Annotated in this window: 27 protein-coding genes, 1 tRNA gene and 1 pseudogene; 10 read left to right on the top strand and 19 right to left on the bottom strand. The window is 60.4% G+C overall.

Features of this window, described 5'->3' with window-relative positions:
• A partial coding sequence (topA, locus tag F4V54_RS06320) for a type I DNA topoisomerase (protein WP_150386608.1) occupies window positions 1-2,204 on the bottom strand: 2,204 nt, incomplete at its 3' end.
• A 230-nt stretch (window positions 2,205-2,434) separates the two neighbouring features.
• On the opposite strand from topA, the gene F4V54_RS06315 reads away from it, so the two are divergent.
• Window positions 2,435-3,070, top strand: a complete 636-nt coding sequence (locus F4V54_RS06315; RefSeq protein WP_308410352.1) for a DedA family protein — start codon at window positions 2,435-2,437, stop codon at window positions 3,068-3,070.
• Between the two features lie 58 nt (window positions 3,071-3,128).
• Here F4V54_RS06315 and F4V54_RS06310 read toward each other — a convergent pair whose 3' ends face one another.
• Window positions 3,129-3,332, bottom strand: a complete 204-nt coding sequence (locus F4V54_RS06310) for a cold-shock protein (RefSeq protein ID WP_034663113.1) — start codon at window positions 3,330-3,332, stop codon at window positions 3,129-3,131.
• A 184-nt stretch (window positions 3,333-3,516) separates the two neighbouring features.
• On the opposite strand from F4V54_RS06310, the gene F4V54_RS06305 reads away from it, so the two are divergent.
• Window positions 3,517-5,922 (top strand): DEAD/DEAH box helicase, encoded by a 2,406-nt coding sequence (locus tag F4V54_RS06305; protein WP_376997919.1) that lies wholly within the window; start codon window positions 3,517-3,519, stop codon window positions 5,920-5,922.
• On the opposite strand, the gene F4V54_RS06300 is transcribed toward F4V54_RS06305, so the two are convergent.
• The 7 genes from F4V54_RS06300 to F4V54_RS06270 all read right to left on the bottom strand — a co-directional run bounded on the left by F4V54_RS06300 (window position 5,919) and on the right by F4V54_RS06270 (window position 10,531).
• Window positions 5,919-6,245: an Rv3654c family TadE-like protein gene (locus tag F4V54_RS06300; RefSeq protein WP_034663115.1), complete on the bottom strand. Its 327-nt coding sequence runs from the start codon at window positions 6,243-6,245 to the stop codon at window positions 5,919-5,921. The two genes, F4V54_RS06305 and F4V54_RS06300, sit on opposite strands and share 4 nt — an antisense overlap.
• Window positions 6,242-6,535: a hypothetical protein gene (locus tag F4V54_RS06295; protein WP_102723709.1), complete on the bottom strand. Its 294-nt coding sequence runs from the start codon at window positions 6,533-6,535 to the stop codon at window positions 6,242-6,244. Before F4V54_RS06295 ends, F4V54_RS06300 begins: the two co-directional genes overlap by 4 nt.
• A 4-nt stretch (window positions 6,536-6,539) precedes the next feature.
• The gene (locus F4V54_RS06290) at window positions 6,540-6,707 is read right to left on the bottom strand and encodes a DUF4244 domain-containing protein (RefSeq protein WP_084576506.1); all 168 of its coding nucleotides are present in this window, start codon (window positions 6,705-6,707) and stop codon (window positions 6,540-6,542) included.
• Window positions 6,708-6,859: 152 nt separating this feature from the next.
• The gene (locus tag F4V54_RS06285; protein ID WP_249041247.1) at window positions 6,860-7,492 is read right to left on the bottom strand and encodes a type II secretion system F family protein; all 633 of its coding nucleotides are present in this window, start codon (window positions 7,490-7,492) and stop codon (window positions 6,860-6,862) included.
• A complete protein-coding gene (locus F4V54_RS06280; protein WP_150386607.1) occupies window positions 7,489-8,262 on the bottom strand; it encodes a type II secretion system F family protein in 774 nt (257 codons plus the stop codon). The genes F4V54_RS06285 and F4V54_RS06280 overlap by 4 nt, the downstream gene beginning before the upstream one ends.
• Complete coding sequence (locus tag F4V54_RS06275; RefSeq protein ID WP_150386606.1) at window positions 8,259-9,422, bottom strand: TadA family conjugal transfer-associated ATPase; 1,164 nt, start codon at window positions 9,420-9,422, stop codon at window positions 8,259-8,261. The genes F4V54_RS06280 and F4V54_RS06275 overlap by 4 nt, the downstream gene beginning before the upstream one ends.
• Window positions 9,422-10,531 (bottom strand): CpaE-like family protein, encoded by a 1,110-nt coding sequence (locus F4V54_RS06270; protein ID WP_034663125.1) that lies wholly within the window; start codon window positions 10,529-10,531, stop codon window positions 9,422-9,424. Before F4V54_RS06270 ends, F4V54_RS06275 begins: the two co-directional genes overlap by 1 nt.
• Before the next feature lie 488 nt (window positions 10,532-11,019).
• On the opposite strand from F4V54_RS06270, the gene F4V54_RS06265 reads away from it, so the two are divergent.
• From F4V54_RS06265 to F4V54_RS06255, 3 genes are all read left to right on the top strand, one after another.
• On the top strand, window positions 11,020-11,814 hold the full coding sequence (locus F4V54_RS06265; protein ID WP_034663127.1) for an HAD family hydrolase: 795 nt from the start codon (window positions 11,020-11,022) through the stop codon (window positions 11,812-11,814).
• A 170-nt stretch (window positions 11,815-11,984) separates the two neighbouring features.
• Window positions 11,985-12,524, top strand: a complete 540-nt coding sequence (locus F4V54_RS06260; protein WP_150386605.1) for a phage holin family protein — start codon at window positions 11,985-11,987, stop codon at window positions 12,522-12,524.
• An 86-nt stretch (window positions 12,525-12,610) separates the two neighbouring features.
• A complete protein-coding gene (locus F4V54_RS06255; RefSeq protein ID WP_249041246.1) occupies window positions 12,611-13,582 on the top strand; it encodes an alpha/beta fold hydrolase in 972 nt (323 codons plus the stop codon).
• A gap of 12 nt (window positions 13,583-13,594) precedes the next feature.
• On the opposite strand, the gene F4V54_RS06250 is transcribed toward F4V54_RS06255, so the two are convergent.
• The 4 genes from F4V54_RS06250 to nth are packed head-to-tail and all read right to left on the bottom strand — an operon-like array spanning window position 13,595 to window position 16,913.
• Entirely contained in the window at window positions 13,595-14,785 is a 1,191-nt protein-coding gene (locus F4V54_RS06250; protein WP_150386604.1) for a MarP family serine protease, read from the bottom strand.
• A complete protein-coding gene (locus tag F4V54_RS06245) occupies window positions 14,786-15,499 on the bottom strand; it encodes an NUDIX hydrolase (RefSeq protein ID WP_150386603.1) in 714 nt (237 codons plus the stop codon).
• Window positions 15,499-16,104: a TlpA family protein disulfide reductase gene (locus tag F4V54_RS06240; protein WP_150386602.1), complete on the bottom strand. Its 606-nt coding sequence runs from the start codon at window positions 16,102-16,104 to the stop codon at window positions 15,499-15,501. The genes F4V54_RS06245 and F4V54_RS06240 overlap by 1 nt, the downstream gene beginning before the upstream one ends.
• Entirely contained in the window at window positions 16,101-16,913 is an 813-nt protein-coding gene (gene nth / locus F4V54_RS06235) for an endonuclease III (RefSeq protein ID WP_150386601.1), read from the bottom strand. Before nth ends, F4V54_RS06240 begins: the two co-directional genes overlap by 4 nt.
• Before the next feature lie 392 nt (window positions 16,914-17,305).
• Here nth and glxR point away from each other — a divergent pair, with 392 nt between their 5' ends.
• Entirely contained in the window at window positions 17,306-17,989 is a 684-nt protein-coding gene (gene glxR, locus F4V54_RS06230) for a CRP-like cAMP-activated global transcriptional regulator GlxR (RefSeq protein ID WP_034663137.1), read from the top strand.
• Between the two features lie 171 nt (window positions 17,990-18,160).
• Here glxR and F4V54_RS06225 read toward each other — a convergent pair whose 3' ends face one another.
• Genes F4V54_RS06225 through sp36 form a run of 3 tightly spaced genes read right to left on the bottom strand, consistent with a single transcriptional unit; the run spans window position 18,161 to window position 19,641 of the window.
• Window positions 18,161-18,982: an MBL fold metallo-hydrolase gene (locus F4V54_RS06225; RefSeq protein ID WP_102723716.1), complete on the bottom strand. Its 822-nt coding sequence runs from the start codon at window positions 18,980-18,982 to the stop codon at window positions 18,161-18,163.
• Between the two features lie 47 nt (window positions 18,983-19,029).
• Window positions 19,030-19,485 carry a RidA family protein gene (locus F4V54_RS06220; RefSeq protein ID WP_150386600.1) on the bottom strand — a complete coding sequence of 152 codons (456 nt, stop codon included), beginning with the start codon at window positions 19,483-19,485 and terminating at the stop codon, window positions 19,030-19,032.
• 3 nt (window positions 19,486-19,488) lie between these two features.
• Window positions 19,489-19,641 carry a Sp36 family protein gene (gene sp36 / locus F4V54_RS06215; protein ID WP_170253116.1) on the bottom strand — a complete coding sequence of 51 codons (153 nt, stop codon included), beginning with the start codon at window positions 19,639-19,641 and terminating at the stop codon, window positions 19,489-19,491.
• Window positions 19,642-19,774: 133 nt separating this feature from the next.
• Between sp36 and F4V54_RS06210 the strand changes: the two genes are divergently transcribed.
• Window positions 19,775-20,473 carry a 3'-5' exonuclease gene (locus tag F4V54_RS06210; protein WP_150386599.1) on the top strand — a complete coding sequence of 233 codons (699 nt, stop codon included), beginning with the start codon at window positions 19,775-19,777 and terminating at the stop codon, window positions 20,471-20,473.
• A 9-nt stretch (window positions 20,474-20,482) separates the two neighbouring features.
• On the opposite strand, the gene F4V54_RS06205 is transcribed toward F4V54_RS06210, so the two are convergent.
• Window positions 20,483-20,902, bottom strand: coding sequence for a WhiB family transcriptional regulator (locus tag F4V54_RS06205; RefSeq protein ID WP_376997926.1), 420 nt, complete (start codon window positions 20,900-20,902; stop codon window positions 20,483-20,485).
• A gap of 172 nt (window positions 20,903-21,074) precedes the next feature.
• Between F4V54_RS06205 and F4V54_RS06200 the strand changes: the two genes are divergently transcribed.
• A complete protein-coding gene (locus tag F4V54_RS06200) occupies window positions 21,075-23,450 on the top strand; it encodes a transglycosylase domain-containing protein (protein ID WP_150386598.1) in 2,376 nt (791 codons plus the stop codon).
• 6 nt (window positions 23,451-23,456) lie between these two features.
• Here the strand turns inward: F4V54_RS06200 and F4V54_RS06195 are convergent, their stop codons facing one another.
• Complete coding sequence (locus tag F4V54_RS06195) at window positions 23,457-23,906, bottom strand: GatB/YqeY domain-containing protein (protein ID WP_034663150.1); 450 nt, start codon at window positions 23,904-23,906, stop codon at window positions 23,457-23,459.
• Between the two features lie 24 nt (window positions 23,907-23,930).
• On the opposite strand from F4V54_RS06195, the gene F4V54_RS06190 reads away from it, so the two are divergent.
• Both F4V54_RS06190 and F4V54_RS06185 read left to right on the top strand, forming a co-directional pair.
• The gene (locus tag F4V54_RS06190; protein WP_150386597.1) at window positions 23,931-24,863 is read left to right on the top strand and encodes a metallophosphoesterase; all 933 of its coding nucleotides are present in this window, start codon (window positions 23,931-23,933) and stop codon (window positions 24,861-24,863) included.
• A 112-nt stretch (window positions 24,864-24,975) separates the two neighbouring features.
• Window positions 24,976-25,052 (top strand) — tRNA-Pro (locus tag F4V54_RS06185).
• 246 nt (window positions 25,053-25,298) lie between these two features.
• Here the strand turns inward: F4V54_RS06185 and F4V54_RS11445 are convergent.
• Window positions 25,299-26,075 (bottom strand): annotated as a pseudogene (locus F4V54_RS11445) (hypothetical protein); the annotation flags it as partial.

Below are 26,075 nucleotides of genomic sequence, written 5' to 3'. Positions count from 1 at the left end.
ACGATCTCGAGGGCGCGGGCTTCGGCGGTAGCGCGCTCGTCGTCACGCACGAGTTCGGTGACGTAAGGGCCGTAGCGGCCCTCCTTGGCCACGACCATGCGGCCGTTGGCCGGGTTGGTGCCCAGTTCGCGTCCCGTAGGCGGGATGGCAAAGAGCTTCTCCGCCATAGCCGGGGTCACCTCATCCGGGGTGGTGGATTCGGGCAGGTTGGCGCGCTGATACTCGGGCTCACCGTCGGCATTGACGCCGATCTGGCGCTCCAGGTAGGGGCCGTAGCGGCCGACGCGGACGTGGACGGGGCGGCCTTCGTCGTCAACATAAAGTTCGAGCGAGTTGACCTGGCGGGCGTCGATGGATTCGAGGTTGGTCTCGATGATGGACTTCAAGCCGCCGCGGCGCGCGATGGCTTCGGCGGTGGAATCGTCCGCATCAGCATCGCCGAAGTAGAAGCCGGTGAGCCACTCGGTGCGGTCCTCGGTGCCGCGGGCGATCTCATCGAGTTCGTCTTCCATGGAGGAGGTGAACTCATAATCCACTAGGGCATCGAAATTCTGCTCCATGAGCCCGACCACGGAGAACGCAACCCAGGTAGGCACGAGCGCATTACCACGGGTGGCCACGTAGCCGCGGTCCTGGATGGTTTTGATGATCGAGGCATAGGTGGACGGGCGGCCAATGCCCAGGTCCTCCATCTTCTTCACCAAACTGGCCTCGGTGTAGCGGGCCGGCGGGTTGGTGGAGTGGCCGTCGGCGGTGACCTCGCGGGCGGTCAGCGCATCACCCTTGGCCAGGGAAGGCAGGTGCTTTTCCTTGCTGTCCTGGCTGTCGGAGTAGGCGCGCAGCCAACCTGGGAAGGTGATGGTGCGGCCGGAGGCAGAAAGTTCAACGTGCTCGCCGGTCTTGGCGTCACCGGCGATGGTGACGGTGACGGACGTGCCGCGGGAGTCCTCCATCTGGGAGGCGACGGTGCGCTGCCAGATGAGTTCGTAAAGCTTGAATTCCTCAGCGTCGAGAGACTGCGCCAGCTCACCGGGAGTGGCAAAGCGTTCACCGGCGGGGCGAATAGCCTCGTGCGCCTCCTGGGAGTTCTTCACCTTGCGGTCGTAGCGGCGCGGGGCGTCGGTGACGTAGTTGGCGCCGTACAACTCCGTGGCGGCGGCGCGCGCAGCCGCCACGCCCTGCTGGGACAGCGAGGTCGAGTCCGTACGCATATACGTAATGTGGCCGTTTTCGTAGAGGCGCTGTGCAATGCGCATGGTGCGGGCCGAGGTGAAGTGCAGTTTTGCGCCGGCGGCCTGCTGCAGCGTCGACGTCATGAACGGCGCGTACGGCTTGCGGGTGTACGGGCGGGATTCCACGTTGGACACTTCCATCGCCTGCCCCGTGAGAGCTTCCGCGAGGTTCTCCGCGTCCTGCTTGTCCACCACCACGAGGGAGTCGTTTTTCAGCCGGCCACGGTCGTCGAAATCGCGGCCTTGGGCGATCTTAGAGCCGTCGATAGCAATGAGCTTGGCGTCGAATTCATCCGGCTGACCTGCACCCGTGGCACCCGCGTTGAGGGTGGCGGTGACATCCCAGTATTCGGCGGAGACGAACGCCATGCGCTCGCGTTCACGCTCCACGATTACGCGCGTGGCCACGGACTGCACACGGCCAGCGGACAGGCGCGGCATGATCTTCTTCCACAGCACCGGGGAGACTTCATAGCCGTACAGGCGGTCCAGAATGCGGCGTGTTTCCTGCGCATCCACCAGGTGCATGTCCAGCTCACGGGTGTTCTCCGCGGCTTCCCTGATGGCAGATTCAGTGATCTCATTGAACACCATGCGCTCCACCGGCACCTTCGGCTTAAGCACCTCAAGCAGGTGCCACGCAATCGCTTCACCCTCCCGGTCCGGGTCTGTTGCGAGCAGCAGCTTGTCGGACTGCTTCAGCTTGGCGCGCAGATCCGTGACCTTCTTCTTTTTATCCGCGCTGACCACGTAAATCGGCTCAAAAGAGTTCTCCGGGTTCACGCCCAGGCGCGCCCACGGCTCCTTCTTGTACTTCGCAGGAATGTCAGCTGAGCGGCCGGGAAGGTCGCGAATATGCCCCACGGAAGCCTCAACGAAATAATTGTCGCCCAGATACTTCTGGATCTTCTTCGCCTTCGTCTGCGACTCCACGATGACCAGGGTTTTTCCCTGTGCGTTCTTCTCCGTCACGCCGGGTGACTCCTTCAGGTGCGGTGCTCGATTAACTCACTACAGACAACTACCACGTATTTTGCAGCACGTGAAACTTACGGCCCCAAATTTGAGGAGGCAATTGCTTATCGACGGCCCCTTTTCGCAACCGTCATTTTCTAGCACCGTAACACTTCGCTCGACTAACGAGCGTGAGTAAACTTGCCAAAAGTGGTGAGGGAACCTGTCATGGGAAGGAGGCCGACCGCGTGACCGAGATCGTCGACGGACTAATTGCCTTTCTTGAGCAATTGATGACGATGCCTATTTTCTATCCCCTCGTCGGCCTCCTCATCACTATTGACGCGCTGTGCCCACTCGTCCCGTCTGAAACGGTGCTCAACTTAGCTGGCGCCTTTTCCGCTTCTCAAGGAGTGCCTGATGTGAAGTGGGTGATGGTCGCCGCCGGCATCGGTGCGATCATTGGCGATAATTTGTGCTTCATGCTGGGAGGCCGCCTCATTGGCCTGGTCAACCGCCTCGACCCGGAATCCCGCGCCGGCAAAGCCATCACCTGGGTGCGTGCCAACATGCACGAACATGGCCCGGTGACCATCATTGTTGCCCGCTTCCTGCCATGGGCACGCTGGGTGGCCACGATTGTTTTAGGTTCCGTGCGCTACAACTGGTTCCTGTTCTTCCTCTTTGACACCATCGGTGTCATCCTGTGGGTGCTCATCAGCGTTGGTACCGGTTACCTCGGTGGCACACTCTTCTCCGATTACCCGCTCCTAGCCATGATCGTTGGTGTGACCTTAGGCAGCCTCGTCGGCATGGCAATCCAGCGCCTGCAGGCAGCCGCCATGGAGTGGAATGACGTACGCCGCGGGGTATCCAGCATTTAAAAACCGGCCACACCCGTTTTGGGTAGACCGGTTTAAAAAAGCAGGGAGTGCGGTGCGATTAGAGTGCGCGCACCTGCTGAGCCTGCGGACCTTTAGCGCCCTCCCCGACCTCAAATTCAACCTTCTGGTCCTCTTCGAGGGTGCGGAATCCGCTGCCCTGAATCTCGGAGTAGTGGACGAATACGTCCGTGGAACCATCATCCGGAGCGATGAAACCGAAACCCTTTTCCGCGTTAAACCACTTCACGGTACCTGTAGCCATTTTTGAAAACCTTCCGTATATGCCGGTTATCTCACTAAAACCGGCCGATCCGGTTTCATGGCGGCGGATCTTCTTTTCCGCAACCGCCACCAAGTCTGCCATGATTTATGCGTTCACGTCTGAGAACGTGAACATTTTCACTCATTTCTGTGTTTTTCCGTCTGCGTTTTCAGGAGGTGCCGCCGTGACTGTGCCCGGCTCATTCGCCAGCGAGCTCATTGACAGTATCTCCCGCACCCTCCCCGCCGGCACGCTTACGCACGTGCGGACGCTGCCTGCTCAACCCGCTCGCACCGTACCCTGGCCATCATGGGCTGATGAAGAATTGCGCCGGCTCTGGGAGGAATCAGGAGTGCAGGCGCTCTACACCCACCAGGCCCAGTGCGCGCAGTTGGCGTGGGAGCGCACAAACGTTGTGGTGGCTACCGGGACGTCCTCCGGAAAGTCCCTAGGGTATCAGCTGCCGGTGCTGACCACCCTGGCTACTGATCCGACGGCTTGCGCGATGTACCTCACCCCGACGAAGGCACTCGGCTCAGACCAGTTGTTGGCTGTCAGCTCACTCATCAAAGACCACCCCGTATTGGGTAACGGCACCAAAACTGCCGCCAACCCCGCGCCTTATGACGGCGACACCCCCACCGAAGCCCGCTCCACCATCCGGGAAACCACCCGGTTTGTGTTCACCAACCCCGACATGCTGCACGCCGGGATCTTGTCCAGCCACCCCAAATGGGTGCGGCTGCTACGCAACCTGAAATACGTGATCGTGGACGAATGCCACACTTACCGAGGTGTTTTCGGTGCGAACGTGGCCCTGGTGTTGCGGCGTCTTGACCGTCTTGCCAGGGCGTATGGGGCAGAACCGGTGTTCATCTTGGCGTCCGCCACCGCTGCTGATCCCGCGGCGCACGCTTGTAATCTCACCGGCCGTCCCGTCACCGCAGTGACAGACGACGGCGCCCCCACCGGTGAGAAAACCTTCGCCCTGTGGGAACCCGGGTTCATCGAAGGCGCGGCGGGGGAAAATGGTGCGCCCGTCCGGCACTCAGCCACAACGGAAGCGGCTGCCATGATGGCGGAGCTCGTCGCCACCGGTGCACGCACACTCACCTTCGTGCGTTCCCGGCGCGCAGCGGAAACCGTGGCTATGAGTGCCGCGGAAGACTTGGTGGCCAAAGGGCGAGCTGATTTCGCCTCCCGCATTGCCTCCTACCGCGCCGGGTATTTGGCGGAGGATCGCCGCGCGCTGGAAAAGGCACTGGATAACGGTGATCTTCTGGGCATGGCCACAACGAATGCGCTGGAGTTAGGCATTGACGTTGGCGGGCTCGACGCCGTGGTCATGGCAGGGTTCCCGGGCACGGTCGCGTCTTTCCGGCAGCAGGCGGGGCGCTCTGGCCGCCGGGGACAGTCCTCCTTGGTGGTGATGGTTGCCCGCGATGAGCCGATGGACACCTATTTGGTGCACCACCCCGAAGCGCTACTGGATAAGCCGGTGGAAAACAGTGTGTTCAATCCGCAGAATCCTTTCATTTTGCGGGGACATGTGTACTGCGCTGCAGTGGAGCGCCCGTTGACGGAGGAGGATGTGGCTGCGTTTGGGGCTGACGATGTGGTGGCGGAGCTGACATTCGCTGGGTTTTTGCGCCGCCGCCCGCGCGGGTGGTTTGCGGTGCCGCAGCTCACCGGCGACATCACCCCGGAAACAGCGCACGGGCTGGTCTCGCTGCGCGGTGGCACAGGCGAAGAAGTGATGATTGTGGATGCCACCGATGGGCGCCTGCTGGGCACTATCGACTCCGGCCGCGCTGCCGCGCAGGTGCATGACGGTGCGGTGTACATCCACCAGGGCGAGTACTTCATCATTGATGAGCTGGACTTGGACAATTACGTTGCACTTGCTCACCCGGAGATGCCGGACTATTCCACGATGGCGCGCTCCACCACCGACATTGCGGTGATCGGGGAACCACACGCGCGGGTCAATCCGTCGCCGGGTTTATGGGTGGCCAACGTTGATGTCAAGGTCACTGACCATGTCACGGGCTATGTTGTGAGGCTTTCCGACGGCACCGTGTCCGAACACATCCCCCTCGACCTCCCCGAGCAAACCCTTGTTACCCGCGCGGTGGCGTACACCATTGATCCGCTGATACTCGATGAAATCGGTATTTCCCCTGGTGATGTCCCCGGTGCGCTGCATGCCGCGGAGCACGCTGCCATTGGTCTCCTTCCTTTGTTAGCTACCTGTGACCGGTGGGATATCGGCGGTGTATCCACTGCACTGCACCCGGACACGATGCAACCCACCGTGTTTGTCTACGACGGCCACCCGGGCGGTGCGGGCTTCGCCGATGAGGGCTACGCGCGCTTTCACGAATGGATTGAGGCAACCTTTGAGGCGGTGAAATCCTGCAGGTGTGCATCGGGCTGTCCGTCGTGCGTGCAATCCCCCAAGTGCGGTAACGGCAACCAGCCTTTGGATAAGGCTGGGACGTTGAAACTGCTGGGCGCGTTGGTGACCATGACGGCGGGGCTCTCCTCACGCATTGCCCCCACCAAGCCCCAAACCCCACCGGGCGCCTAAATCGGCCCGGCCCGTGCTGTTGCCTCGGCGCGCCCAACTTTCGCTGTAACCACAGTGTCTACGTCGATCACCTGACAGCTCAACACACGCGCCTGGTTGAGTTCAGCAGTGATGCGGGCTGTCCCACATGGGTCATTTCCGGCGTAGAGCGCGGTAGCCGCCGCCACGGCGGAAAGATCCGCCGCGGCTTGGGCACGGTGGGAATTCACCACGGTGCTGACTATGCCGGCGACGACGACAGCCAGGCTTACCACCGCAGCCACGATGGTGGCGGAGACGATGGTGGCGTAGCCGTGATCGTCGATAAGCAATCTGTGCTTCACCGCACCTCCACCGGGTAGACCGCGGTGGCGTGCATATCCCGCACGACGGCGGGCACACGCGCGGTGACCGTGACCATGTCTGCGCTCTCGGTGACCGTAACATCAATGCTGTCCCGCGGCGGGGAATACTCCACCCCGATCGCGTGCGACCGCGCAGCAGCACCAGCCACATCCACCGCGGACACGTACGCCGCCATGGTGGAGATCCCCGCGATGATCGCCGCGGCGACCGTCACCAAAACTGCCAACGATAAAGCGGCTTCAATGGTGACGGAACCGCGATCGTCCATCACCTTAAGACGGCTTATTGCTAAGCGCATCGGTGATGATTCCTTCGATCGCATCAACCACACCATTGCCGTTGATCACCATGTAGAGCACTGCGGCGAGCGCCGCGGCTGCTAAAGATCCCATGGCGTATTCAATGGTGGACATCCCCGCGTCATTCCGTACCACCTGCATCCGTGCGGTGGCATGCGCATAAGCGCGGGTCAGTGCCCGGTCAATCGGCTGGCTAAAAACATCCTTCAGATTCGTCAGTGTTTTCATTGTTTTTCTCCTTAGTGGTTTATTTGTTGGTTGTTTTCATTCAGTGGTTGTGAGTGGTTTCTGTGTCACCCGCCGAGCATTCCTGCACCGAGCCCGATGACTACTGGGGCCAGGCCAAGAACAAAGAAGGCGGGAAGGAAGAACGCGGCAAGCGGAATGCTGATGAGCACTCCTGCGCGTTCGGCAGCCGCTGTCGCATCATCGGCGGCCGCTTCACGGAGTTCCGTGACAATGCGGCCGCACCCCTGCGCGACGGCAGTGCCCGAAGCGTGGGACAAGGTGACCAGCGAGGCAAGCTCTTCTAACCCTGGGGTCCCGTCCATGACGGCCCAGGCCCGGTCAGGTTCAACCCCGAGTGAAAGGTAGGCAACTACACGCCGCCACATGTCGGCTGTTGTGCCCTGCCGCGGTTGAGCGCCGCCATAACTGGCAGCAACCGCTTCCGCTGCTGTGGCGGCCGGTAGCCCGGCGCGGTAGCAGGCAGCGAAGAGCTCAATATCGCTGGCGATCCTATGCCGCATAGCGGGACCATCACGCGGGGTTTTGGGGTTGAGTCCTCGTTGGAGCAGCGGTATGGCCTTTTCCCGTGGTGCTGGGTCGTCCATGCCTAATCGTCCACGCGGCGGTGGTGTTGCCACGCTTACACCGGCACCAAGCAAGACAGCTGCGGCCAGGCTCAAAACAACTGTTCCACTCATGTGGCTGCCCTCCCGATGATCGTCTGGGATGTGATGAACCCGGCGCACACCAGCGCCGTTCCACCGACCAACAAGATCCCGCCTAACCCACCGCCGGTAAGCAGCGCAATGGGCCGTGCACCCATCGCTTCGCCCATGAGCACCCCAGCAAGGGGCAGAACCGAGAGGATCGCGGCTGTTGCTCGTGGCCCGGAAAGGGCAGCTTTGGTTGCGTTTCTGTGGCGCAGTGTGTGGTCGATGCGGGCGCGGGCGCTTGTCAGAAGATCCGCAGCCGGAATACCCAGTTGGGTCGATAGAGCCCACACATTGCCCACCTCGCGCAGTTCCGGCATGTCAGAGGAGGTCAACGCTTTGGCGCCTTGCCCACCTCCCTGACTCAAAGCTGCGACGCGGCGCAGCTCCTTTCTCAGTTCTGCTGGGGTGTGTGCCGGGAGTTGCTCCACCGCCCGGCTGCACGCTTCTGGCATTGGGGATCCGGCACGAACGGCGGCCACAACGTGGCCAAGGAACGTGGACGTGGTGGCCAAAGCAGCCTCTCGTGTTTTTCGTTCACGGAATTGGGCCACTGTGCGTAAAGCAACAACTCCGGCCATGCAGGCACTGATCAGCAGTGTTGAGCGGTCCGTAGCTAAGATCGCAGGGACCACGAGCACCATGGCGGCAGGTAAAGCAGCGGGATGCACGGGGCGCCGGGAATGCTCCATGATGCGCCCTGAAGGGTTGACGGGCCATACGCACACCGCGGCAGCAACGAGGATGAACGGGATCATGCCGCCACCCCCAATTCCGCGATGAGCTTGCCGTACCCCGCCTGCGGTCCGTGGTCGGAGTCCCACACCACTTCCGGCACCACAGGATTGCCTTGTAGCACCCCGATCTGGTGGACAATGCGCGAACCATCGGCCTGCCGCTTCATCACCACAACGACATCCACGGCAGCGGCGAGCTGTGAATGAAGCGCTGCCCTGTCCAGACCGCCAAGCGCTGCGAGGGCCTCCAATCGAGCAGGGACTTCCTCAATTGAGTTGGCGTGTACGGTCCCGGCACCCCCATCGTGGCCTGTATTCAACGCGGCGAGAAGGTCCACCACTTCAGGGCCGCGGATCTCCCCCACCACGATGCGATCCGGACGCATGCGTAGCGATTGTTGTAGCAAGTCAGACATGCTAATTTCGCCCGCACCTTCGGCATTCGCGCCACGTGAGGTCAGGTTCACCACGTGCGGGTGGGTGGGTACGAGTTCCACCGTGTCCTCAATCGCCACGATCCGCTCATGTGGCGCAACCTGCGCCAGCATCGCCGCGAGCAATGTTGTTTTGCCCGTTCCGGTTCCGCCGACAACAAGGAAAGCTTTTCGCTTATCGACGATTCCCCACAACACCCTCGCCCTTTCCTCATCCACCGCGCCCGAAGTTTCCAACTGCTCAAGCGTGGCAGTTTTGCTACGCAGCACTCTCAAGGAAATGCAGGTGCCCGCTGCGGAGGTGGGTGGCAGCACGGCATGGAAGCGCACGAGGGTGCCATCGTCCCGGGTCAGGTGTCCGTCCGCGAACGGTCGGGCGTCATCGAGCCGGCGCCCGCACGTCGTGGCCAGTCGTGTGGCTAAACGGCGCACATCCGCATCATCGGGCAGGGTGAGCCCGCTACGCTCCAATCCGGCACCACGATCAATGAAGATGTCATCAGGGCCGTTAACGCAGATGTCGGTGACGCCGTCGATAGCAAGCAACTGCTCAAGCGGGCCAATTCCTACCGTCTCATCGCGCAGTGCACGCATGATGTCCAGCACATCCAGGTCGCTGATCACCACCGCTTCCTCCCGGATGACAGCAGCGAGTTCAGCGGGGTCGACGTGGCCGTTTGTGGGCACCAAGCGTGGATCATCCGCCAGCCGGCGCTGCACCGCAGTGATGATTTTATTGCGATCCATCACGACACCGCCCCAATGATCGCTTCTGCCACGTTGGCTAAACCACGAGGCAAACGCGAAGGCAAGCCCAAAATTTCAGTGTCCTTAGTCAGGGAGCGAATGGTGGGAACCTCCGCAATCACCTCCGTTTTGGTCACGTGGCTGATATCTTCCGCAGTCATCCCTGACCATGCGCGATGGCGCAGAACCACGGACGCGGGAGTTGAGCTAGCCCGGCATTCAGCAGCAATAAGAGCAGCCGATGCAGCAGCTCTCACCTCAGCCGGGGTGACGATGAAGGTATGGTCACTACGCACCATGTGCCCACCGGGTGGTGTATCAACGAGGGTCACCCCTCCCGCGCCGAGTACTGCCACTGCCCGCTCCCATGCCGCAGGCTGCTGGGGGCCTTCATTCATCTGCGCTGGCAACGTAGAACGCGAGTGCGTCAGCACCGCAATCCCATCGGCGGTGCGAGGCAGCGCGCGGACAAAGATCCCACGGTCCACGTTGCCGTCCCCGATCTGGATATCACCCCACCGCGCACCAATGGAATCTTCTAGTCCCAGTAGAAGATCAAGCCCGCCGGAATAGCGGTGCCCATCCACCAACACCGGATCAAGCCCTTCACCAGAACCAGTTGCTACCTTGCCCGCCAATACACGGGCCACGGCCCCGGCCAAGGTTGATGTCCCGGCACCGCCTGCTGCACCGATGAAGGTGAGCACCACGCCAGCTCCCGGAAGATCCGCACCACCCGCCCTGTGGGGTGCCCGCTGTTCTAACTCCCCTAACGCTTTCAGCAAAGAAGCCGCCTCCGCCGGAAGCATGAACGAGGCCCGCACCACAGCTAATGTTTCAGCAGTCTCAGCAGCGCCAACATCGGTATTCCCACAGATCCGAAACACTCCCGGATGCGCCTTAGCATCGGCTTCGCTGGAGGGGGTGAGGGCGGTTAAAAAGGTGTCGTCGATAAGCACGGCGAAGCCCCGCGTGATGTGGAGTGCTATCTCCGCTGGGTCCCGAACATCAATGACTCCACGGCCAGTGACAGCGGCAAGGTGCATCGCTTCCGGGTGAAGGAGCGCATCGCCGACGGCGACGACGATGGGCGCTGTTTCATTTCGCATGACCCCACCATGAACCACTTTTTAGGCCTGCTCAAGGGGCGTTTTTGCAGGCTGTGGATAACCCCTATTTATGTAGATGCCTCATCAAAAAATTGTGGATAACCTCCACTCATCCAGCCTCATTGCACACTGAAGTGGACATTGACCCCCTCAACCGGGCAATGAGAAGCAAGCCGAACAAACGGCACAAAGGTGGGTTAAACGACAACACCCACCATTCGAGCAGGAGTCCAGAGAATAGGGGACGGCCCGCGCTATCGGGGGGGTGCGCGGGCCGTCGGGTAACCCGGTCACGGGGGGGTTGGACCGGGGCCGGCCACACTGTATATCGGGGCCGTGCGCTCACTATTGTTACACACGATTACAAGAATAGACAAGATTTTGATAGAAGTTTATCCAAACGTTATTCAAATCGCGGACGCTCCCCCTGTAAACACGCTTTAAACTGCAAAAACGTTACTGGCGCAAGAGCGCGCTAAACTGTCAACATGTCGCCCACGACCACGGCTGCGTTCTTTGACTTAGACAAAACCATCATCGCCACGTCCTCCGCCTTCGCGTTCGGCCGTGGTTTTCTTGAAAGTGGCCTGATCACCCGGCAAGAAGCTCTGGAGCTGTACTTAACCAAGGCTTCGTACATGTTTGTGGGCCAGTCCAGCAACAAGATGGATGCTACGCGGGACCGTCTGGCGGAGATGGTCGAAGGCTGGGATATTGAGGAAATTTCCCAGATTGTCTCAGACACCATGGGCTCCGTAGTCACACCGGCTATTTATTCCGAGGCGCGTGAGCTCATTGATCACCACCGCGATATGGGGCATGACCTGGTTATTGTTTCGGCCTCGGCCCGAATTCTGGTGGAACCAATTGCACATGAGCTCGGCATTGACACAATCGTGGCCACCGAGGCCGAAGTTGTGGACGGCAAACTCACTGGCACCATTACGCGCTACCTCAAAGGCCAAGCCAAAGCTGATGCAATGCGAGAGCTGGCTGAGGAGCGCGGCTACAACTTGTCGGATTGTTATGCCTACTCGGATTCCGCAACCGATATTCCAATGCTGGAGGTTGTGGGCCACCCCGTTGCTGTGAATCCGGAACGCGGCCTGCGCAAGCATGCTGCGGAACAGGGGTGGGAAATCCTTAGTTTCAAGCAGCCGGAACCGCTTGTGCCCTCCCCTGGTGCCCGCGAGATCGGCATCGGCGCTGGCATTGCCGCCGGTGTCACCGCACTCGCTGCGGTGGGGGTATGGCTGGCTCAGCGCGGACGCGACGCTTCCTAATCCACCCGAACTTGCCCGCTTCGTGGCTGCTAGGATGAGGGACCTGTGCTTATTTCAAGCATCTTTCAGGCAATGTCACGGTACTTTCGGTACTTTGAAAGGTGCGTCCAACGCGAATTCACATGAATTCGTGCCGCCACCGCGGCCCACCGAAGGAAGGTTTTTAGAACGTGAGCAACAAAGGCATGTACACCAGTGGCCCGACTAGCTTTAGCGCAAAGGTGGACTCGATTCCTCTGCGGGATACAGACGTGACCCAGCCGGGCGCGGACTCGCTGGGCACGTTGGTGTCCAATGCCACTGAGCAGGTGTCTAGCCTGGTGCGCAATGAGATTGAGCTGGCCAAGACTGAGGTTGTCGGCGAGGCCAAGAAGGCTGCTGTTGGTAGTGGCCTTCTTATCGCAGCCGGTGTGATCGCGCTGTTTTCCTCCTTCTTCTTTTTCTTCTTCCTGGCCAAGTTGATTGCTATTTGGACCAATGAGGCATGGGGCTTCGGCCTGGTTTTCCTACTCATGCTCATTACTGCTGGGCTGCTGGCCCTGGTTGGTGTGAAACGTTTCAAGGGCGTGAAGAAGCCGGAGAAGACTATTGAGTCTGTTGGGGAGCTGAAGAATTTGGTTCCTGGTAAGGCACAGAAGAACCTTTCTAAGGACACCTCGGAGCTCTTCACCTCCCGTAACACGGGTGAGCCTGCTTACGGTTCTAACTAGTCCTCGGTGAAGTAGACGCATTCACCGCACGCGCTCGTGAGGTAATCACGAGCGCGTTCGTGGTATGTAAGGGGGTGTACTGCCATATGAAGGTGACTCGTTTGTTGCCCCGGTTGAAACCGCGGGTGCCGCGGCAGCCGGTATCGCCCAACACGGTTGCCGTGGAGGGCCCTTTTGAGCACACGATGCTGCACACTCGGGGGATTCGTTTGCACGCTGCGGTGGCCGGCAACCCAGCTGACCCGTTGGTGCTGCTCATTCATGGCACCTTCGGGGCGTGGATGGATTTTCGGCATGTCATTGCGCCGTTAGCGGAGGCAGGTTTCCATGTTGCGGCGGTGGATATGCGTGGTTATGGCATGTCAGATAAGCCGCCGAGGCAAGCAGGCAGTGATGTGCTGTTGGCCCTCGGCGATATTGACGGGATGATCACTGCGCTTGGGCACGACACAGCTCATCTTGTTGGTCATGACACGGGTGGGGCGATGGCGTGGGTCTATGCCGCTGCCTATCCGCAGCGAGTGACTTCGTTGACTTCGGTTTCCGCCGCTCACCCGCATGATCTGCGTGCGCACATGGTTCGTCGGCCGTGGGAGCTCGCGTACATGACGGTGCGCGTGCTCGTGGGGGTGTTGCCACGTGGCGTCATTCGCGCTTGTCGGCGCTTCACTCCCACTATTTGGCGCCGCGAACTCACCGTCAACACCGCATCTTCATTCACCGGCACTCCTGAGTTTGAGGAGGCATTGGCGCTACGTATCCGTGCCGCCACGATTGGCAATGCGCTGCGTGGCATCGTGCGTAATTCGCGCCTGCTCACCCCGAAGCTCATCGCTTTGCCGTCCCCGCACGCGAAGTACACGTTGGACGGTCCGGTGCAGGCTCCGGTTCTGTTGCTGCACCCGCCCCAGAAAGTGTGGGAGCGGATCATCGCGTATTCAATCCGCCGCGCGCCGCACGCTCAGCAGCTCAGCATTCCGGGGGCGAAGAATGTGCCTCACATTGAAAAACCCGGCGCGTTCGTGGCAGCACTCAGCTCATTCTTCGCGCACCTGTAACAGGTACGCGATCTAGCCCATGCAGTTTTGCGTATCGACGATCTCCGTCAGCCTTCCAACCTCCCCCACCACCGCGTTGACCTGCTCAAGGGTGAGAGCGTAGCCGGTGTTGCTGCCATCTACTGCGGTACCAAAAATTACGCCAACCACCTTGCCGTCCGGTGTGACCAGGGGGCCTCCGGAATTGCCTTGACGTACCTGTCCGCGCAGGATGTATGCCTCTCTTTCGGTGCGCCCATTGGCGTAGATATTTGGTCCGGAGATGGTGACCTTGTCGCGCACACGCGCTGGTGTGGCAGTAAACGGACCAGAGGCTGGGAAGCCCAGCAGCACTGCACCATCACCGCTGCGTGCCTGGTGTTTCGCTGAGTCCAAAGGCGCAATGCCGAGTGAGGGAACATGCAAAACAGCAAGGTCTACTTCGGGGTTATACAAAACAACGTCTGCTTCCTTCACGCCCAGGACGGTGTCCACCTCCACGGCGTTGGTGCCGGCAACCACGTGCGCGTTAGTAATGACGTAATCGGGGGCTGCGACGTAGCCGGAACCGGAAAGACGACGGTGGCAGCTTTCCGCATCCCCTAACACGTGAACCACGCTTGGGCGCAGAGCTTCAATCACAGCCGGATCAACATCGGCAGGATCAGGGTCCGCAACTTCTACCCCCTTGGCTTCGAAGGGGGAGACCATGGGTGGTAGGCCTGTGACGTCGATAAGCGCTGCGATCTGCTCCGGCACCTGCTTGCCCCACGTTGGCGCGGCGCTATCCATCGCACTGAGAATGCGCGATTCCCGCACTGCGGTACCCACGGGGCCACCGACATTTGCGGCGACCGGGAGAGAAACGAGCCAGATCACCATCGCAGCAACGATGGCTTGGAAGGCCGCACCGAGCCCTGAATCCCACCTTTGTGAAGACTTAGTGCGCATGCGATCCCGCAAAGTAGCGCCCACTGTGGCGCCCCCGATGTTGCCCACGCCGACGAAGAGCACCACTGTGGCCAGAACGAGCAAAACACGTATCCCGGGCACCTCCGACAGCCCGACGAGAGCAGACGCGACGCCAAGCCCCACGACAAGACCCGCAACGATGCCGAGCGCACCCAACGCTGCTGACAGCGCACCACTACGCCACCCGCTGATGAGCGCGGCGAGAAGCAAGACAACAACGAGGATATCCACGAGGAGAAAACCAGAAACCATCTAGAAGCCGTGCCCTTCCCCATTACGGGATCTACCAAGAGCTTGACGCAAATCCACCGCGTCCTTGTGCTCCCACGGCTCTTCCCATCCCGCCTCACGGATCATCACTGAGATCAGCGAAGCTGTAAACCCCCACACCACGTAACCATCCAACTCAAAGGCTGGTCCTGACCAGCCCAGACGCGACACACGGAAGCGGTTGTCCGGGTTGATGAAGTGGGACAGGGGCACAAAGAAAACATCATCGTTTTCTGCCGGGCTCGCCGACCAGACGGGGCCGGGCTCCGGGGCGTAGGCCAACACCGGGTTCACCGGATTGCCCGACGGGCCCACCGCGATGGACTCCACCACCGCCAGGGGTGTCACACCCGCCGGGTCCAGCCCGGTTTCCTCCTGTGCCTCACGCAGCGCCGCACCAACAGGGCCAGTATCCCCCGGATCAACGCGTCCACCAGGAAACGCCATCTGGCCGGAATGATTCCGCAACGTCGGGGTGCGGTGAGTGATCAGGAGTTGGGCATCCTCCGGCAGTGTGAGTGCATCCGCCGTACCGGTAAAACACATGAGAACCGCCGCATGCTTAGGCTTACGGGACGCAAAGCGCATGTGGCCCTGCATCTTGTGCACCAGTTTCGCACTGCCCGGCTTTCCCAGAACATCTGTGAGCCCGCGCAACCACTGCGGCGAATGGTCAGGATTCAGCTGAACACCCATCACAGCACCCCCTCAACGGCAGCCGCGATTTCCTCAACACTGGTAAAGGGCTTAGCAAACATACCAATGCGCTGCTCACCCCGGAACACCATGAGGATCGGCACAACTTGTGGCAGGTTCTGCTCCGCTGCGAACACACCAGAACTGTCCTGGTAGGACGGCAGATCCACACCGAGCTCATTCAACAGTGACGCACCAGCCGCAGCCTTCTGGTCCGCATGCACTCCTACAACAGTCAACTCCGGGTGCGCTGCCGCATACTCCTCCAACAGTGGTAGTTCCTCCCTGCACGGCGCACACCACCATGCCCACAGACTCACCACCGTCACATCATTGGAGCCAGGTTTCTGCTCCGCTGCTTCATTGCCACCCAAGCACGGCAGCTCCACCCCGCCAATCGCACGCACGAGGCAATCCGGCCGCGAACCGGGCGCAACGTTATCGGCTTCTTCCGGCGCGACTGTCTGCTGGTTCGCCGTTGGAACCGTTGGGTCCGGGGCTGCGTTGGGCCCCGGGGCGACGCTGAAAAGCTTCATCGCACCGAGGATGACCAGCACCGTGGCAACGACGATAGCTCCCACGCCAAACAGGAGATTCCGTGTCATTGCCCCTCCCCTTCGCCGGAAGCCAAATCCAGGATGTGCTCACGTTCCGGACCAGTGACCAAAGCCGCAGCCTCATCCCACTCGATCGGGCCGGCACCGAAACTCGGGCACTCATACGCGATCGGGCACGCCCCGCACGCCGGTTTGCGCGCATGGCACACCCGCCGACCATGGAAAATGATGCGGTGAGAGAACATTGTCCACTCACTTTTCTCAATGATCGCGCCAATCGCATGCTCAATGGCCACCGGATCGTTTTCCTCTGTCAGCGCAAGCCGGTGCACAAGCCGCTGAAAATGCGTATCCACGGTCAACCCTGGATGATCAAAGGCATTGCCGCGCACAACATGCGCTGTTTTTCGCCCAACTCCAGGAAGTTTCACAAGGTCATCGAGGGCTTCAGGGACCTCGCCGCCATGCTTATCGACGAGCATTTCCCCCAACCCCTTCAAATGCCCCGCCTTCGCCCGATAAAACCCCACGGGGCGAATGATCTCCCCAATCTCATCCACATTCGCGGTGGCATAGGCTTCCGCCGTGGGGTAGCGCCGGAACAGTTCAGGGGTGACTTGGTTAACGCGCACATCTGTCGTCTGGGCGCTCAACACCGTGGCCACAAGCAGTTCGAGGGGGTTAGTGAAGTCCAGCTCCGCATGCGCGTCCGGGTAGACCTGCGCCAGCATCCGGTTTATGCGCCGGCCGCGGCGGGTGCGCCCCAGTTCCGTTTCTTTCCCTTTCGCTGCCGGATGAGTTCCCGGGCGCCGGGTCCGGCGCACAAAGTGCGGGGGTGGAGAAACGGCGTCAGACATGCCGTTAACTATAGCTGTGAGGTTGAGGCGGTAGCCCTGAGTCACCGATGAATAAGTCCGCCTTATTATGGGAGGCATGGTTACTTTTCTTGCGGCCCTCTTTGCGCCGCTGTTCCTTGCGCTCTTCATCGTGCTGATGGAACGGCTGGAAACCGCAGTGGTGAACCCCCAAGACTAAATCCAGCCACCCTAACCTGTATCTACTTTTCTGGGGAAAATTTTTAGGAAAGTCCCAGAAACACGCACGAAAGCACGTGTACACGATTCTGGACGTGCTACTCTAGTGATTATTGTGACTTGGGGCGCGAACTAGGTCATGGGTGACCAACTCCACAGCGCTCTGCAGTCGCTCACTTATGACCCAGCGCCAACGCAACCAAGGAGGAGAAGCGATGGAAAGTGTACAGGACACACTGGCGCGCGCCGGCATCTTCCAGGGCGTCGACCCTGATGCGGTAGTCAACCTCATCAGCGACATGCAAGCGGAAACATTCCCCCGCGGTACCACCATTTTTGATGAGGGTGAACCCGGGAACACCCTGTACATCATCGTCGACGGCAAAGTGAAGCTTGCCCGTCACGCACCTGATGGTCGCGAAAACCTTCTGTCCGTCATGGGCCCCTCTGACATGTTCGGGGAACTGTCCATCTTTGATCCCGGCCCACGCACGTCTTCCGCCGTGTGCGTAACCGAGGTAACCACCGCCACAATGGACTCGGAGATGCTCAAGAAGTGGATCGCTGACCACCCGGAGATCTCCCAACAGCTCCTCCGTGTACTAGCCCGTCGCCTGCGCCGCACCAATGCCTCACTGGCAGACCTCATCTTCACCGACGTGCCAGGCCGCGTTGCCAAGACCCTACTTCAGCTGGCTAACCGCTTCGGCGTCCAGGAGGGTGGTGCCCTGCGCGTCAACCACGACCTGACCCAGGAAGAGATCGCCCAACTCGTTGGTGCGTCCCGCGAAACCGTGAACAAGGCCCTGGCCACCTTCGCCCAGCGCGGCTGGATCCGCCTCGAAGGCAAGTCCGTGGTCATCGTTGACACGGAGCACCTCGCACGCCGCGCACGCTAGCGCTGCACAGGCGACGCGCTCGGCCCGAGGGCCCTGCCCTCAACTCCCGGAAACACTACAGCCACCCGGCAAAAGCCCAGGAGATGATACAGACTCTCCAGAGTTGGTATCACGAGCCTGGGGCAGCGGGTGGCTGAATTTCAGTTCGGGCGGGTGCGGCCTACTTCTTGCCTACTTCTTACCGTCAAGATAACGCAGAGCCACGCGCGTGGACTGCTCAGCAGCACCGCGCAAAACCGGATCTACGTCGTCATACATGGCGTCCACCAATTCCGTGATGGACAGGTCATTTCCGTGTTCCTCACGGACCTTGCGGATCTGATCCAGGCGGTACTCGCGGCGGTCAATGTACTTGCGGGCAAACTCGGCCAGATTTTCCCCATCAGGACCGTGACCCGGCAGCAGCGGGATACCCGCACCATCTTCCTCAAGTCTGGACAAGGACTCAAGGTAATCACCCAAGTCACCGTCCGTCTCCGAGATCATAGTGGTGTGACGGCCAGCGATCGTGTCACCTGTGACAATGCCTTCGAGCACTGAATCTGGGCTGTTCGGATCACCGGAGTAGATGTAGAAGCACACGCAGTCGGCCGTGTGTCCTGGGGTGTGCACCACCTTGATCTGCGGGGTGACGCCGTCAACCTTGATGATCTCACCGTCTTCCAAAGGTTCTTCACCGTCGGAGCAGTATTGCTCATCAAAAGCACGAATTGGGGCTCCTGTGAGCTGGCGGAAGCGCGCAGCACCGTCCGCATGGTCATGGTGCCGGTGCGTCAGAAGGATGAGTGCAACCTTGTCGGCCTTAGACTGCACAACATTAAGGTGTCCCTCATCTTCCGGGCCGGGATCAATCACGATGGAGAACTCATCCTCCGGGTCGCGAATCACCCAAGTATTAGTACCCTCCAACGCGGCATAGCTGGGGTTCGGTGCCAAGACCACACCAGCGGAGGGAGTCACTGGACGCAGCTGGCTATAAGCAGGATGCTTCATGTACTCCACCCTACCGCTTCACCCATTGAAGCGACGAAGATCTGCGGCTAGCGAACCTCAACAACCAGTTCAACCTCAACCGGAGCATTCAAGGGAAGCGCAGCAACACCAACGGCGGAGCGAACATGAGCACCGCTTTCGCCGAAGATCTCCCCTATCAATTCGGAAGCACCGTTGATCACGGCTGGCTGCCCATAGAAGTCAGGGGCGGATGCCACATAGCCCACAACCTTGAGCACACGCACAACACGGTCCAGGCCAACCTCGGCATGAACAGCTGCCAGCGCGTTGAGCACGGCGGTGCGCGCAAAGCCATAAGCTTCTTCGTCAGTTACCTCCGCACCGACCTTGCCAGTTGCTGGCAGGGCACCATCGACGAACGGCAACTGGCCTGATGTCCACACCTGATTGTCTACTTTTGTGGCCGGCACATAGGCCGCAACAGGTGCAGCAACAGCAGGGAGAGTAAGGCCCAATTCCTCGATACGTTCAAGCGCTCCCATGGTTTAGAGCTCCCGCTTCATGTAAGCAACCATGTTCTCCGGGTTCGGGCCAGGAGTAACAGTGACAAGCTCCCAACCTTCTTCACCCCACGTATCCAGGATCTGCTTGGTGGCATGAGACAACAGTGGCACAGTGACGTATTCCCATTTCTTCATGGCCACCACACTACCGGTGCGCTCCGCCCCATATCCGAATCGAACGGCTGATCCCATTGTTCACCGGAAATGTCACGCCCCTCCACTAACTTGACATTTGTCAGAACAAGGATCGGCCTGAGGAATGGCGAACATGAGCTATCAGTCGGGATACGCGGTAGTGGACTTGGAGACCACGGGGTTTTCCCACCGTGATCGAATCATTGAAATTGGAGTGGTGCTGCTGGACTCCCATCTTGTGTTTGAGAGCACTTGGGAGACCCTCATCCAGCCGCTGCGCGACATCGCGAATTCGGAGATTCACCAGATCACAGCAACGGATGTGGTGGATGCGCCTACTTTCGCGGACGTCGCAAAGCATTTGGGCGCTGTTCTCAATGGACACACCCTAGTTGCGCACAATGCGTCCTTCGAGCAGCGCTTCCTTGCGCACGAGTTCGAACGAGCTGGCGTTGCAGCAGGCCTGCCTTATCAATGGATCGACACGATGCACCTGGCCAGCCATTATCTCGGGGTGAAGAAGTTAGCGGACGCCCTCAGCAGAACCGGAATCCACAATGATTTCCCCCACTCCGCCTTGGGCGATGCGCAGGCAACAGCCAAGCTTTTCACCTACTTCGCCACACAGCACGAAGCCCCCATCGCAGGTTTCCCAGCTGCGCTTTTCACTACTCCCCCAGCATCCCCGATTAATCTCTGCCCGCGCGGCAGCGTAGGGGGCGGGGGCGCGTGGGTACAAAAGCTTTTTCAGGTGCTCCCGACGAGCGGGCACAAGAACGAGGAGCGTACCGCAGGCGTGATCGCGCTGGCGCAGACGCTGCTGGGCAAATAACTGGGGCGCCTACAGGCCGATGACCTCCCGGCCAGATTTGAGGTGCTCCGCCCAGTTGGTTACCTCAGGGTTCTTGCGTAGAACGGCGCGGCGCTGACGTTCGGTCAGACCACCCCACACGCCGAATTCAACCTTGTTGTCCAGCGCGTCAGCGCGGCATTCCAACAGCACAGGGCATCCGCGGCAGATGGCGGCAGCTTTGCGCTGCTCCGCGCCACGGACAAAGAGTGCGTCTGGGTCGCCCTGACGGCACACTGCCTGGGTAACCCATTCCCCACGCTCGAAGGTGTCCACCGAGTCATTCGGTTGCTGTTGCTGCTTGGAGTAACCAGTGGTAGAAGACGGCTTGACCGGACGTACTAGCTTTGTCCGCTCCTTAAGAGGCGCGGTGGCAACTCCAAGAGTGCGGTTACTGATCGTCGTGGTCACAGCTGTCTCCTTCCCAAACGTCTTAAAGACTCAAATAGTTTTCAATACGTAGAAATCTATGCGACGTTGTTTTGTAAGTCTAATCACGCGATTTTAAAACTGTCGATTAGATCACACGCACGGGGGTAGGTGAAGATTCCGCTTCACATACTCACGCCGTAGTGTATGAGGGGTGTCATCACTAGGTTCGCTAGGAAAAGTTTTCGTCGGTGCCGTGGCCGCGGGTCTCGTCACCGTGCTCGGCCTTGCCCCCGTTGTGGGGATCAGCGGTACTGCGGTCAACCGTGTGAATTCGACGATGCAATCCAACCTCGCGGAGCTCACAGACGGATCTGCCCCCGGGGTAACCACCATCACCGATAAGAACGGCGACCCGATGGCCTGGATTTTCACCCAGCGCCGCTACGAGGTCGCTCCGGATGAGATCAGCCAGGCTGCCAAGGATGCGCTCGTTGCTATTGAGGACAGGCGCTTCTACGAGCACGAGGGCGTGGATATGCAAGGCTTTGCACGCGCAATCGTGGCCAATGTCCTCGCAGGTGGGGTGGCTGAGGGTGCATCCACGATCAACCAGCAATACGTGAAAAATTACCTGCTGCTTGTCGCCGCTGAGAATCCGGAGGAGCAAAGCGCCGCCGTCGAACAGTCCCTCCCCCGCAAGCTGCGCGAAATGCGCATGGCCTCTGATTTGGACAAGAAGCTGCCTAAAGAAGAGATCCTGGCGCGCTACTTAAATTTAGTGTCTTTTGGCAACCACGCTTTTGGCATTGAGGCCGCCGCCCGTACCTACTTTGATACTTCGGCGGCTGAGCTGACGGTTCCGCAGGCAGCAATGCTGGTGGGCATGCTGCAGTCCTCCGAGATGCTCAACCCGTACACCAACCCGGAGGGCGCCACGGAGCGCCGCAACACAGTACTGCAGGCCATGGTGGGCTCGGGCTACCTCGCCCAGGCGGAGGCTGACCGTTTCGCGGGGGAGCCACTGGGGGTTTTGGATCAGCCTGCACTCCTCCCCCGCGGCTGCATCGCCGCTGGTGATGCTGGTTTCCTGTGTGATTACGCACTGCGCTATCTGAGCAGCAAGGGCTTGCCCATGGAAGAACTCGAGCGGGGCGGCTACACCATCACCACCACTCTCGACCCGCAGGTCCAAGCCATCGCCCGTGAGGCCGCGGCCGGGGCAGTCAACCCCAGCCAGCAGGGTGTGGCCGAGGTGATTAATGTGGTTGAACCCGGTGAGGATTCTCGCCGGATCTTGGCTATGACCTCCTCCCGTGGCTACGGCCTCAACCAAGAAGTGGGTGAGACCGTCTTGCCTCAAACTTCCACCATGGTGGGCAATGGTGCTGGCTCGGTGTTCAAGATCTTCACCGCTGCCGCCGCATTGGAGAAGGGCTATAACCTTGAGTCTGAACTTGATGTTCCTACCCGTGCTGTGGTGTACGGCATGGGTGAAGGTGGCGCCCGGAACTGCCCAGCGGGTGCTTACTGTGTTGAAAACGCCGGCTCGTACGCCCCCAAGCTGACGTTGCGGGATGCGTTGGCGCAGTCGCCGAACACATCCTTTGTGGAGCTTATTGAGGACGTGGGCGTCGAAGAAACCGTGGACATGGCTGTGCGCCTTGGCCTGCGCTCCTATGAGGACGCCGGCACTTTCGATGGTGAGAGTTCCATCGCGGATTATTTCCGCCAACACAACCTGGGTTCTTTCACCCTTGGCCCCACCCCAGTGAATCCGCTGGAGCTGTCCAATGTGGGGGCAACGCTGGCGTCTAAGGGAATGTGGTGTGAGCCGAGCCCAGTGGAGAAGGTTGTAGACCGCCAAGGGGAAGAAGTGTTCATCGAACGCCCCCAGTGCCAGCAGGCGGTATCTGAAGACCTCGCCGCAGGTCTCGCTGGCGGCATGGCTGAGGACGCTGTTTCCGGCACAGCCAAGGATGCCGCCGGGGCAAATGGCTGGAGCGGGCCGGTGGCCGCGAAGACGGGTACGACAGAATCACACCAGTCATCCGCTTTCCTTGGCTTCAACAATGGATTCGCTGCTGCCACATACATCTATAACGACGGCACTCAAACCACCCCGCTGTGTACTGGCCCGGTACGCCAGTGCTCCAGCGGGACCTTGTTCGGTGGCCATGAGGCGGCTCATTCCTGGTTCGCCATGGCTACCCGCGCCGGCGTGCAAGATGCCGGTCTGCCTGCTCCGAGTGCCCTATTTGACCCCTCCGCACGCAAGGAATTGCTCAAGCGCGCCGTGGGTATGCACAAGGATGAGGCCCGCGCCATGCTGGAAGACGCTGGCTTCCGAGTCCGCGAAACCATGACCTCAGGCACAGGTAAACCCCGCGATGAAGTGGTGAATACCCGCTCTGTTTCGGACCCGGGACCGAACTCAACCATCACTCTGGTTCTGGCGGATGGCTCCCCCTCCCGCGAGGATTCCCGCCGCGACCGGACGGATGAGGAAGATGCCCCCACCTTCAACCGCGAGGAGTTTGAGCAGGAGTTGGACCGTTTCGCGGACAGCCTCGCAGACCTCTTCGGCTAAAAGTGCTTAGGCCAGGCGCTCCCGCACTGCCGTGGACAGGCGCTTTCCGTCCGCGCGGCCAGCTGCCTTCTCCGTAGCCAGCTTCATCACCTGCCCCATCTCCTTCATGGAGGTGGCGCCGGTTTCGGCCACTGCGGCGTCGATAAGCTGAGCAACCTCTTCATCGCTGAGCTGTTCTGGCTGGTAATCCTCGAGCACGGCGACCTCGGAGAGCTCCGTCTCCGCAAGATCCTCGCGGTTGTTTTGCGTGTAGATCTCAGCGGATTCGCGGCGCTTCTTAATTTCACGCGCGATGATCTTCAGCACCTCATCATCCGTGAGCTCGTGCTTCGTGCCTTCCGTCTCCTCAGTCTGAATCGCGGCGAGCAGCATACGAATCGCACCAACGCGGGTCTTATCCTTCGCTTTCATTGCTTCTTTGAGGTCGGCGGAGATCTTCAATTTCAGTTCACTCATGGTCCCGAGAGTAGTCTTGGGCGAATGAGGAAGCGACTGGCACAAGTAGCCCGCGTGGGCGCAGGACTCGCAGGTCTCGGCGCGGCAGTATTCGCGTTCGGCGTGAGTGAACTAACAAAATTCCAGCTCAAAACGTACGAGCTACCCATTCTTCCGCCCGGCACGTTGCCGCGCAATCCGCTTATCGACGCCTCACAGCCCCCCGCCTTCACCCTCCTCCACCTCTCCGACCTCCACATGATCCCGGGGCAAAAAACCAAGGTGGAGTGGGTCAGCGCCCTCGATGCGCTGAACCCGGATCTGGTGGTGAACACCGGTGACAACCTGTCCGATGAGCGCGCCGTCCCCGACGTACTCAATGCCCTTGGCCCACTCCTAGACCGCCCCGGCGTCTTCGTCTTTGGCACCAATGACTACTGGGCCCCACGCATGGTCAATCCTTTGCAGTACCTGCTGGACCAAAAACGTGAACCCTCCTATGTGGATCTGCCGTGGAAGGGGATGCGCGCCGCCTTCATCGAACACGGCTGGCACGACGCCACCCACGCCCGCTTAGAATTCAAGGCCGGTGGCCTAAAACTTGCCGTCACCGGCACCGATGACGCCCACCACGACTTCGACGACTACGACTCCGTCGCCGGTGCCCCCAACCCTGCCGCTGATCTAGCCATCGGCGTCACCCACGCCCCCTACCGCCGTGTCCTCGACCGCTTTGAGGCCGATGGCTACGACCTGACCCTCGCCGGCCACACCCACGGCGGACAAATCTGCCTGCCCGGCGGCCACGCCCTAGTCACCAACGCCGACATTGACCGGGGGCGTGCCTCGGGCCTCCACCGCTACGGCACAATGTGGCTGGAAGTATCCAACGGCCTAGGTACCTCCAAGTTCGCCCCAGTGCGACTGTTTTGTCGCCCATCCGCCAGCCTCATCCGGATCACCGAACGCCCGGAATAGCTTTTCCTCAACCGCCCCAAAACATTCCCAGCTGGCGTTTTGGCAGTATCCCCACCGTGGACTAGAGTATCCCGAGTACCACACCACGGCCCCGGCCATGGTTCTGATACACCGGGATATGGCGCAGCTTGGTAGCGCGCTTCGTTCGGGACGAAGAGGTCGCAGGTTCAAATCCTGTTATCCCGACCACACAAGCCCCCTCGTTGAGGGGGCTTACTTCTTCCTTGTCCGTCTGGGGGTTAAGGGTCAAGAACAATGAAGGGCACCGCTGGGAGTAGCGGCGCCCTTCATCTGCCCCTGTCCCTGAAAGGAAACAGCTGTCAGTTCGTCTCATGCTACGAACTGACACACTCTTTTTACCATCCCTCCGGCCAATTAGTCACACTTCCCGCCTTTTCTGGGATTCGCCACAATCTCCTTAGGTAGTGAAAAGTTTCATTGGCGGCCTAAGCGTGAGCGCCACGAGTGGTTGCCCTTGGGTGAGGGTGATTCGCGTTGGTCTTTCACCTGGTTTTCTGCGTCATACCCGTAGTCATCCACGTAGTCATCCGCATCATCCTCGGGGTAATCATCGGAGTAGTCATCGTAGAACTCCTCATAGTCCCCGCCAAGGCTTCCGCCCACCGCGCGTGTGGTCATGGCTACGGCGGCGGCACCCAACAGGGCGAGGAAGGCACTCATTACCAGGCCAGACCACATGGCGATGGCGGAGCCTTGGTTGCCAGCGGAGGAGATAGCCGCCGTTGACCAGTGCATGGGCAGTGCGGAGGAGATGGTGCGCCACGGCAAGCCAACGTTGCCGGTAGCGGCGGTGGACCACACCCAGCCGACGATGGCCATCTGCAGGAGACCAAAGATACCGGCAACGGCGGTGCCGCCGGTGCGGCCGAAGGAGGAGCGAACGATCCAGGTGAAGCCGGCGGAGGCGAGGGTAACAAGTGCGAGAGCAAGACCGCTGACGGCCAGGGCAAGAACGCTGAGGTTCGTCCCCAGAATGCCCACGAGAATGAGACCAGCGGCGGTAATGAACGCTGTGCCCACACCGAGGGTGAGCCAGCGGTTTCGGCCACGCACGGCGTAGGCGGCCAGGGCGAGTGCTACACCAGCGACGACGGCCAGTGCGCTCACCAGCATCGCGGCCAGTGGGGCGAGTGCGGAAGTCGGGCCGTCGGTGTCGGCGCCATCACCGTTGGTTACTGGCGCGGGTGCCGG

It is taken from the genome of Corynebacterium tuscaniense, from assembly GCF_008693065.1.
GTDB lineage: Bacteria > Actinomycetota > Actinomycetes > Mycobacteriales > Mycobacteriaceae > Corynebacterium > Corynebacterium tuscaniense.
The sequence above is the reverse complement of the archived record's forward strand: the minus strand, read 5'-3'. Positions and strand labels throughout refer to the sequence as shown.

What these genes read in the sequence shown, in the direction of transcription:
- F4V54_RS06265 (WP_034663127.1), top strand. Translation starts at nt 11,020, where the DNA reads ATGTCGCCCACGACCACGGCTGCGTTCTTTGACTTAGACAAAACCATC.
- F4V54_RS06290 (WP_084576506.1), bottom strand. Translation starts at nt 6,707, where the DNA reads ATGCAGGTGGTACGGAATGACGCGGGGATGTCCACCATTGAATACGCC.
- sp36 (WP_170253116.1), bottom strand. Translation starts at nt 19,641, where the DNA reads ATGAAGAAATGGGAATACGTCACTGTGCCACTGTTGTCTCATGCCACC.
- nth (WP_150386601.1), bottom strand. Translation starts at nt 16,913, where the DNA reads ATGTCTGACGCCGTTTCTCCACCCCCGCACTTTGTGCGCCGGACCCGG.
- F4V54_RS06240 (WP_150386602.1), bottom strand. Translation starts at nt 16,104, where the DNA reads ATGACACGGAATCTCCTGTTTGGCGTGGGAGCTATCGTCGTTGCCACG.
- F4V54_RS06285 (WP_249041247.1), bottom strand. Translation starts at nt 7,492, where the DNA reads ATGAGTGGAACAGTTGTTTTGAGCCTGGCCGCAGCTGTCTTGCTTGGT.
- F4V54_RS06255 (WP_249041246.1), top strand. Translation starts at nt 12,611, where the DNA reads ATGAAGGTGACTCGTTTGTTGCCCCGGTTGAAACCGCGGGTGCCGCGG.
- F4V54_RS06245 (WP_150386603.1), bottom strand. Translation starts at nt 15,499, where the DNA reads ATGGGTGTTCAGCTGAATCCTGACCATTCGCCGCAGTGGTTGCGCGGG.
- glxR (WP_034663137.1), top strand. Translation starts at nt 17,306, where the DNA reads ATGGAAAGTGTACAGGACACACTGGCGCGCGCCGGCATCTTCCAGGGC.
- F4V54_RS06275 (WP_150386606.1), bottom strand. Translation starts at nt 9,422, where the DNA reads ATGGATCGCAATAAAATCATCACTGCGGTGCAGCGCCGGCTGGCGGAT.
- F4V54_RS06195 (WP_034663150.1), bottom strand. Translation starts at nt 23,906, where the DNA reads ATGAGTGAACTGAAATTGAAGATCTCCGCCGACCTCAAAGAAGCAATG.
- F4V54_RS06225 (WP_102723716.1), bottom strand. Translation starts at nt 18,982, where the DNA reads ATGAAGCATCCTGCTTATAGCCAGCTGCGTCCAGTGACTCCCTCCGCT.
- F4V54_RS06270 (WP_034663125.1), bottom strand. Translation starts at nt 10,531, where the DNA reads ATGCGAAATGAAACAGCGCCCATCGTCGTCGCCGTCGGCGATGCGCTC.
- F4V54_RS06250 (WP_150386604.1), bottom strand. Translation starts at nt 14,785, where the DNA reads ATGGTTTCTGGTTTTCTCCTCGTGGATATCCTCGTTGTTGTCTTGCTT.
- F4V54_RS06190 (WP_150386597.1), top strand. Translation starts at nt 23,931, where the DNA reads ATGAGGAAGCGACTGGCACAAGTAGCCCGCGTGGGCGCAGGACTCGCA.
- F4V54_RS06280 (WP_150386607.1), bottom strand. Translation starts at nt 8,262, where the DNA reads ATGATCCCGTTCATCCTCGTTGCTGCCGCGGTGTGCGTATGGCCCGTC.
- F4V54_RS06220 (WP_150386600.1), bottom strand. Translation starts at nt 19,485, where the DNA reads ATGGGAGCGCTTGAACGTATCGAGGAATTGGGCCTTACTCTCCCTGCT.
- F4V54_RS06210 (WP_150386599.1), top strand. Translation starts at nt 19,775, where the DNA reads ATGAGCTATCAGTCGGGATACGCGGTAGTGGACTTGGAGACCACGGGG.
- F4V54_RS06310 (WP_034663113.1), bottom strand. Translation starts at nt 3,332, where the DNA reads ATGGCTACAGGTACCGTGAAGTGGTTTAACGCGGAAAAGGGTTTCGGT.
- F4V54_RS06295 (WP_102723709.1), bottom strand. Translation starts at nt 6,535, where the DNA reads ATGGACGATCGCGGTTCCGTCACCATTGAAGCCGCTTTATCGTTGGCA.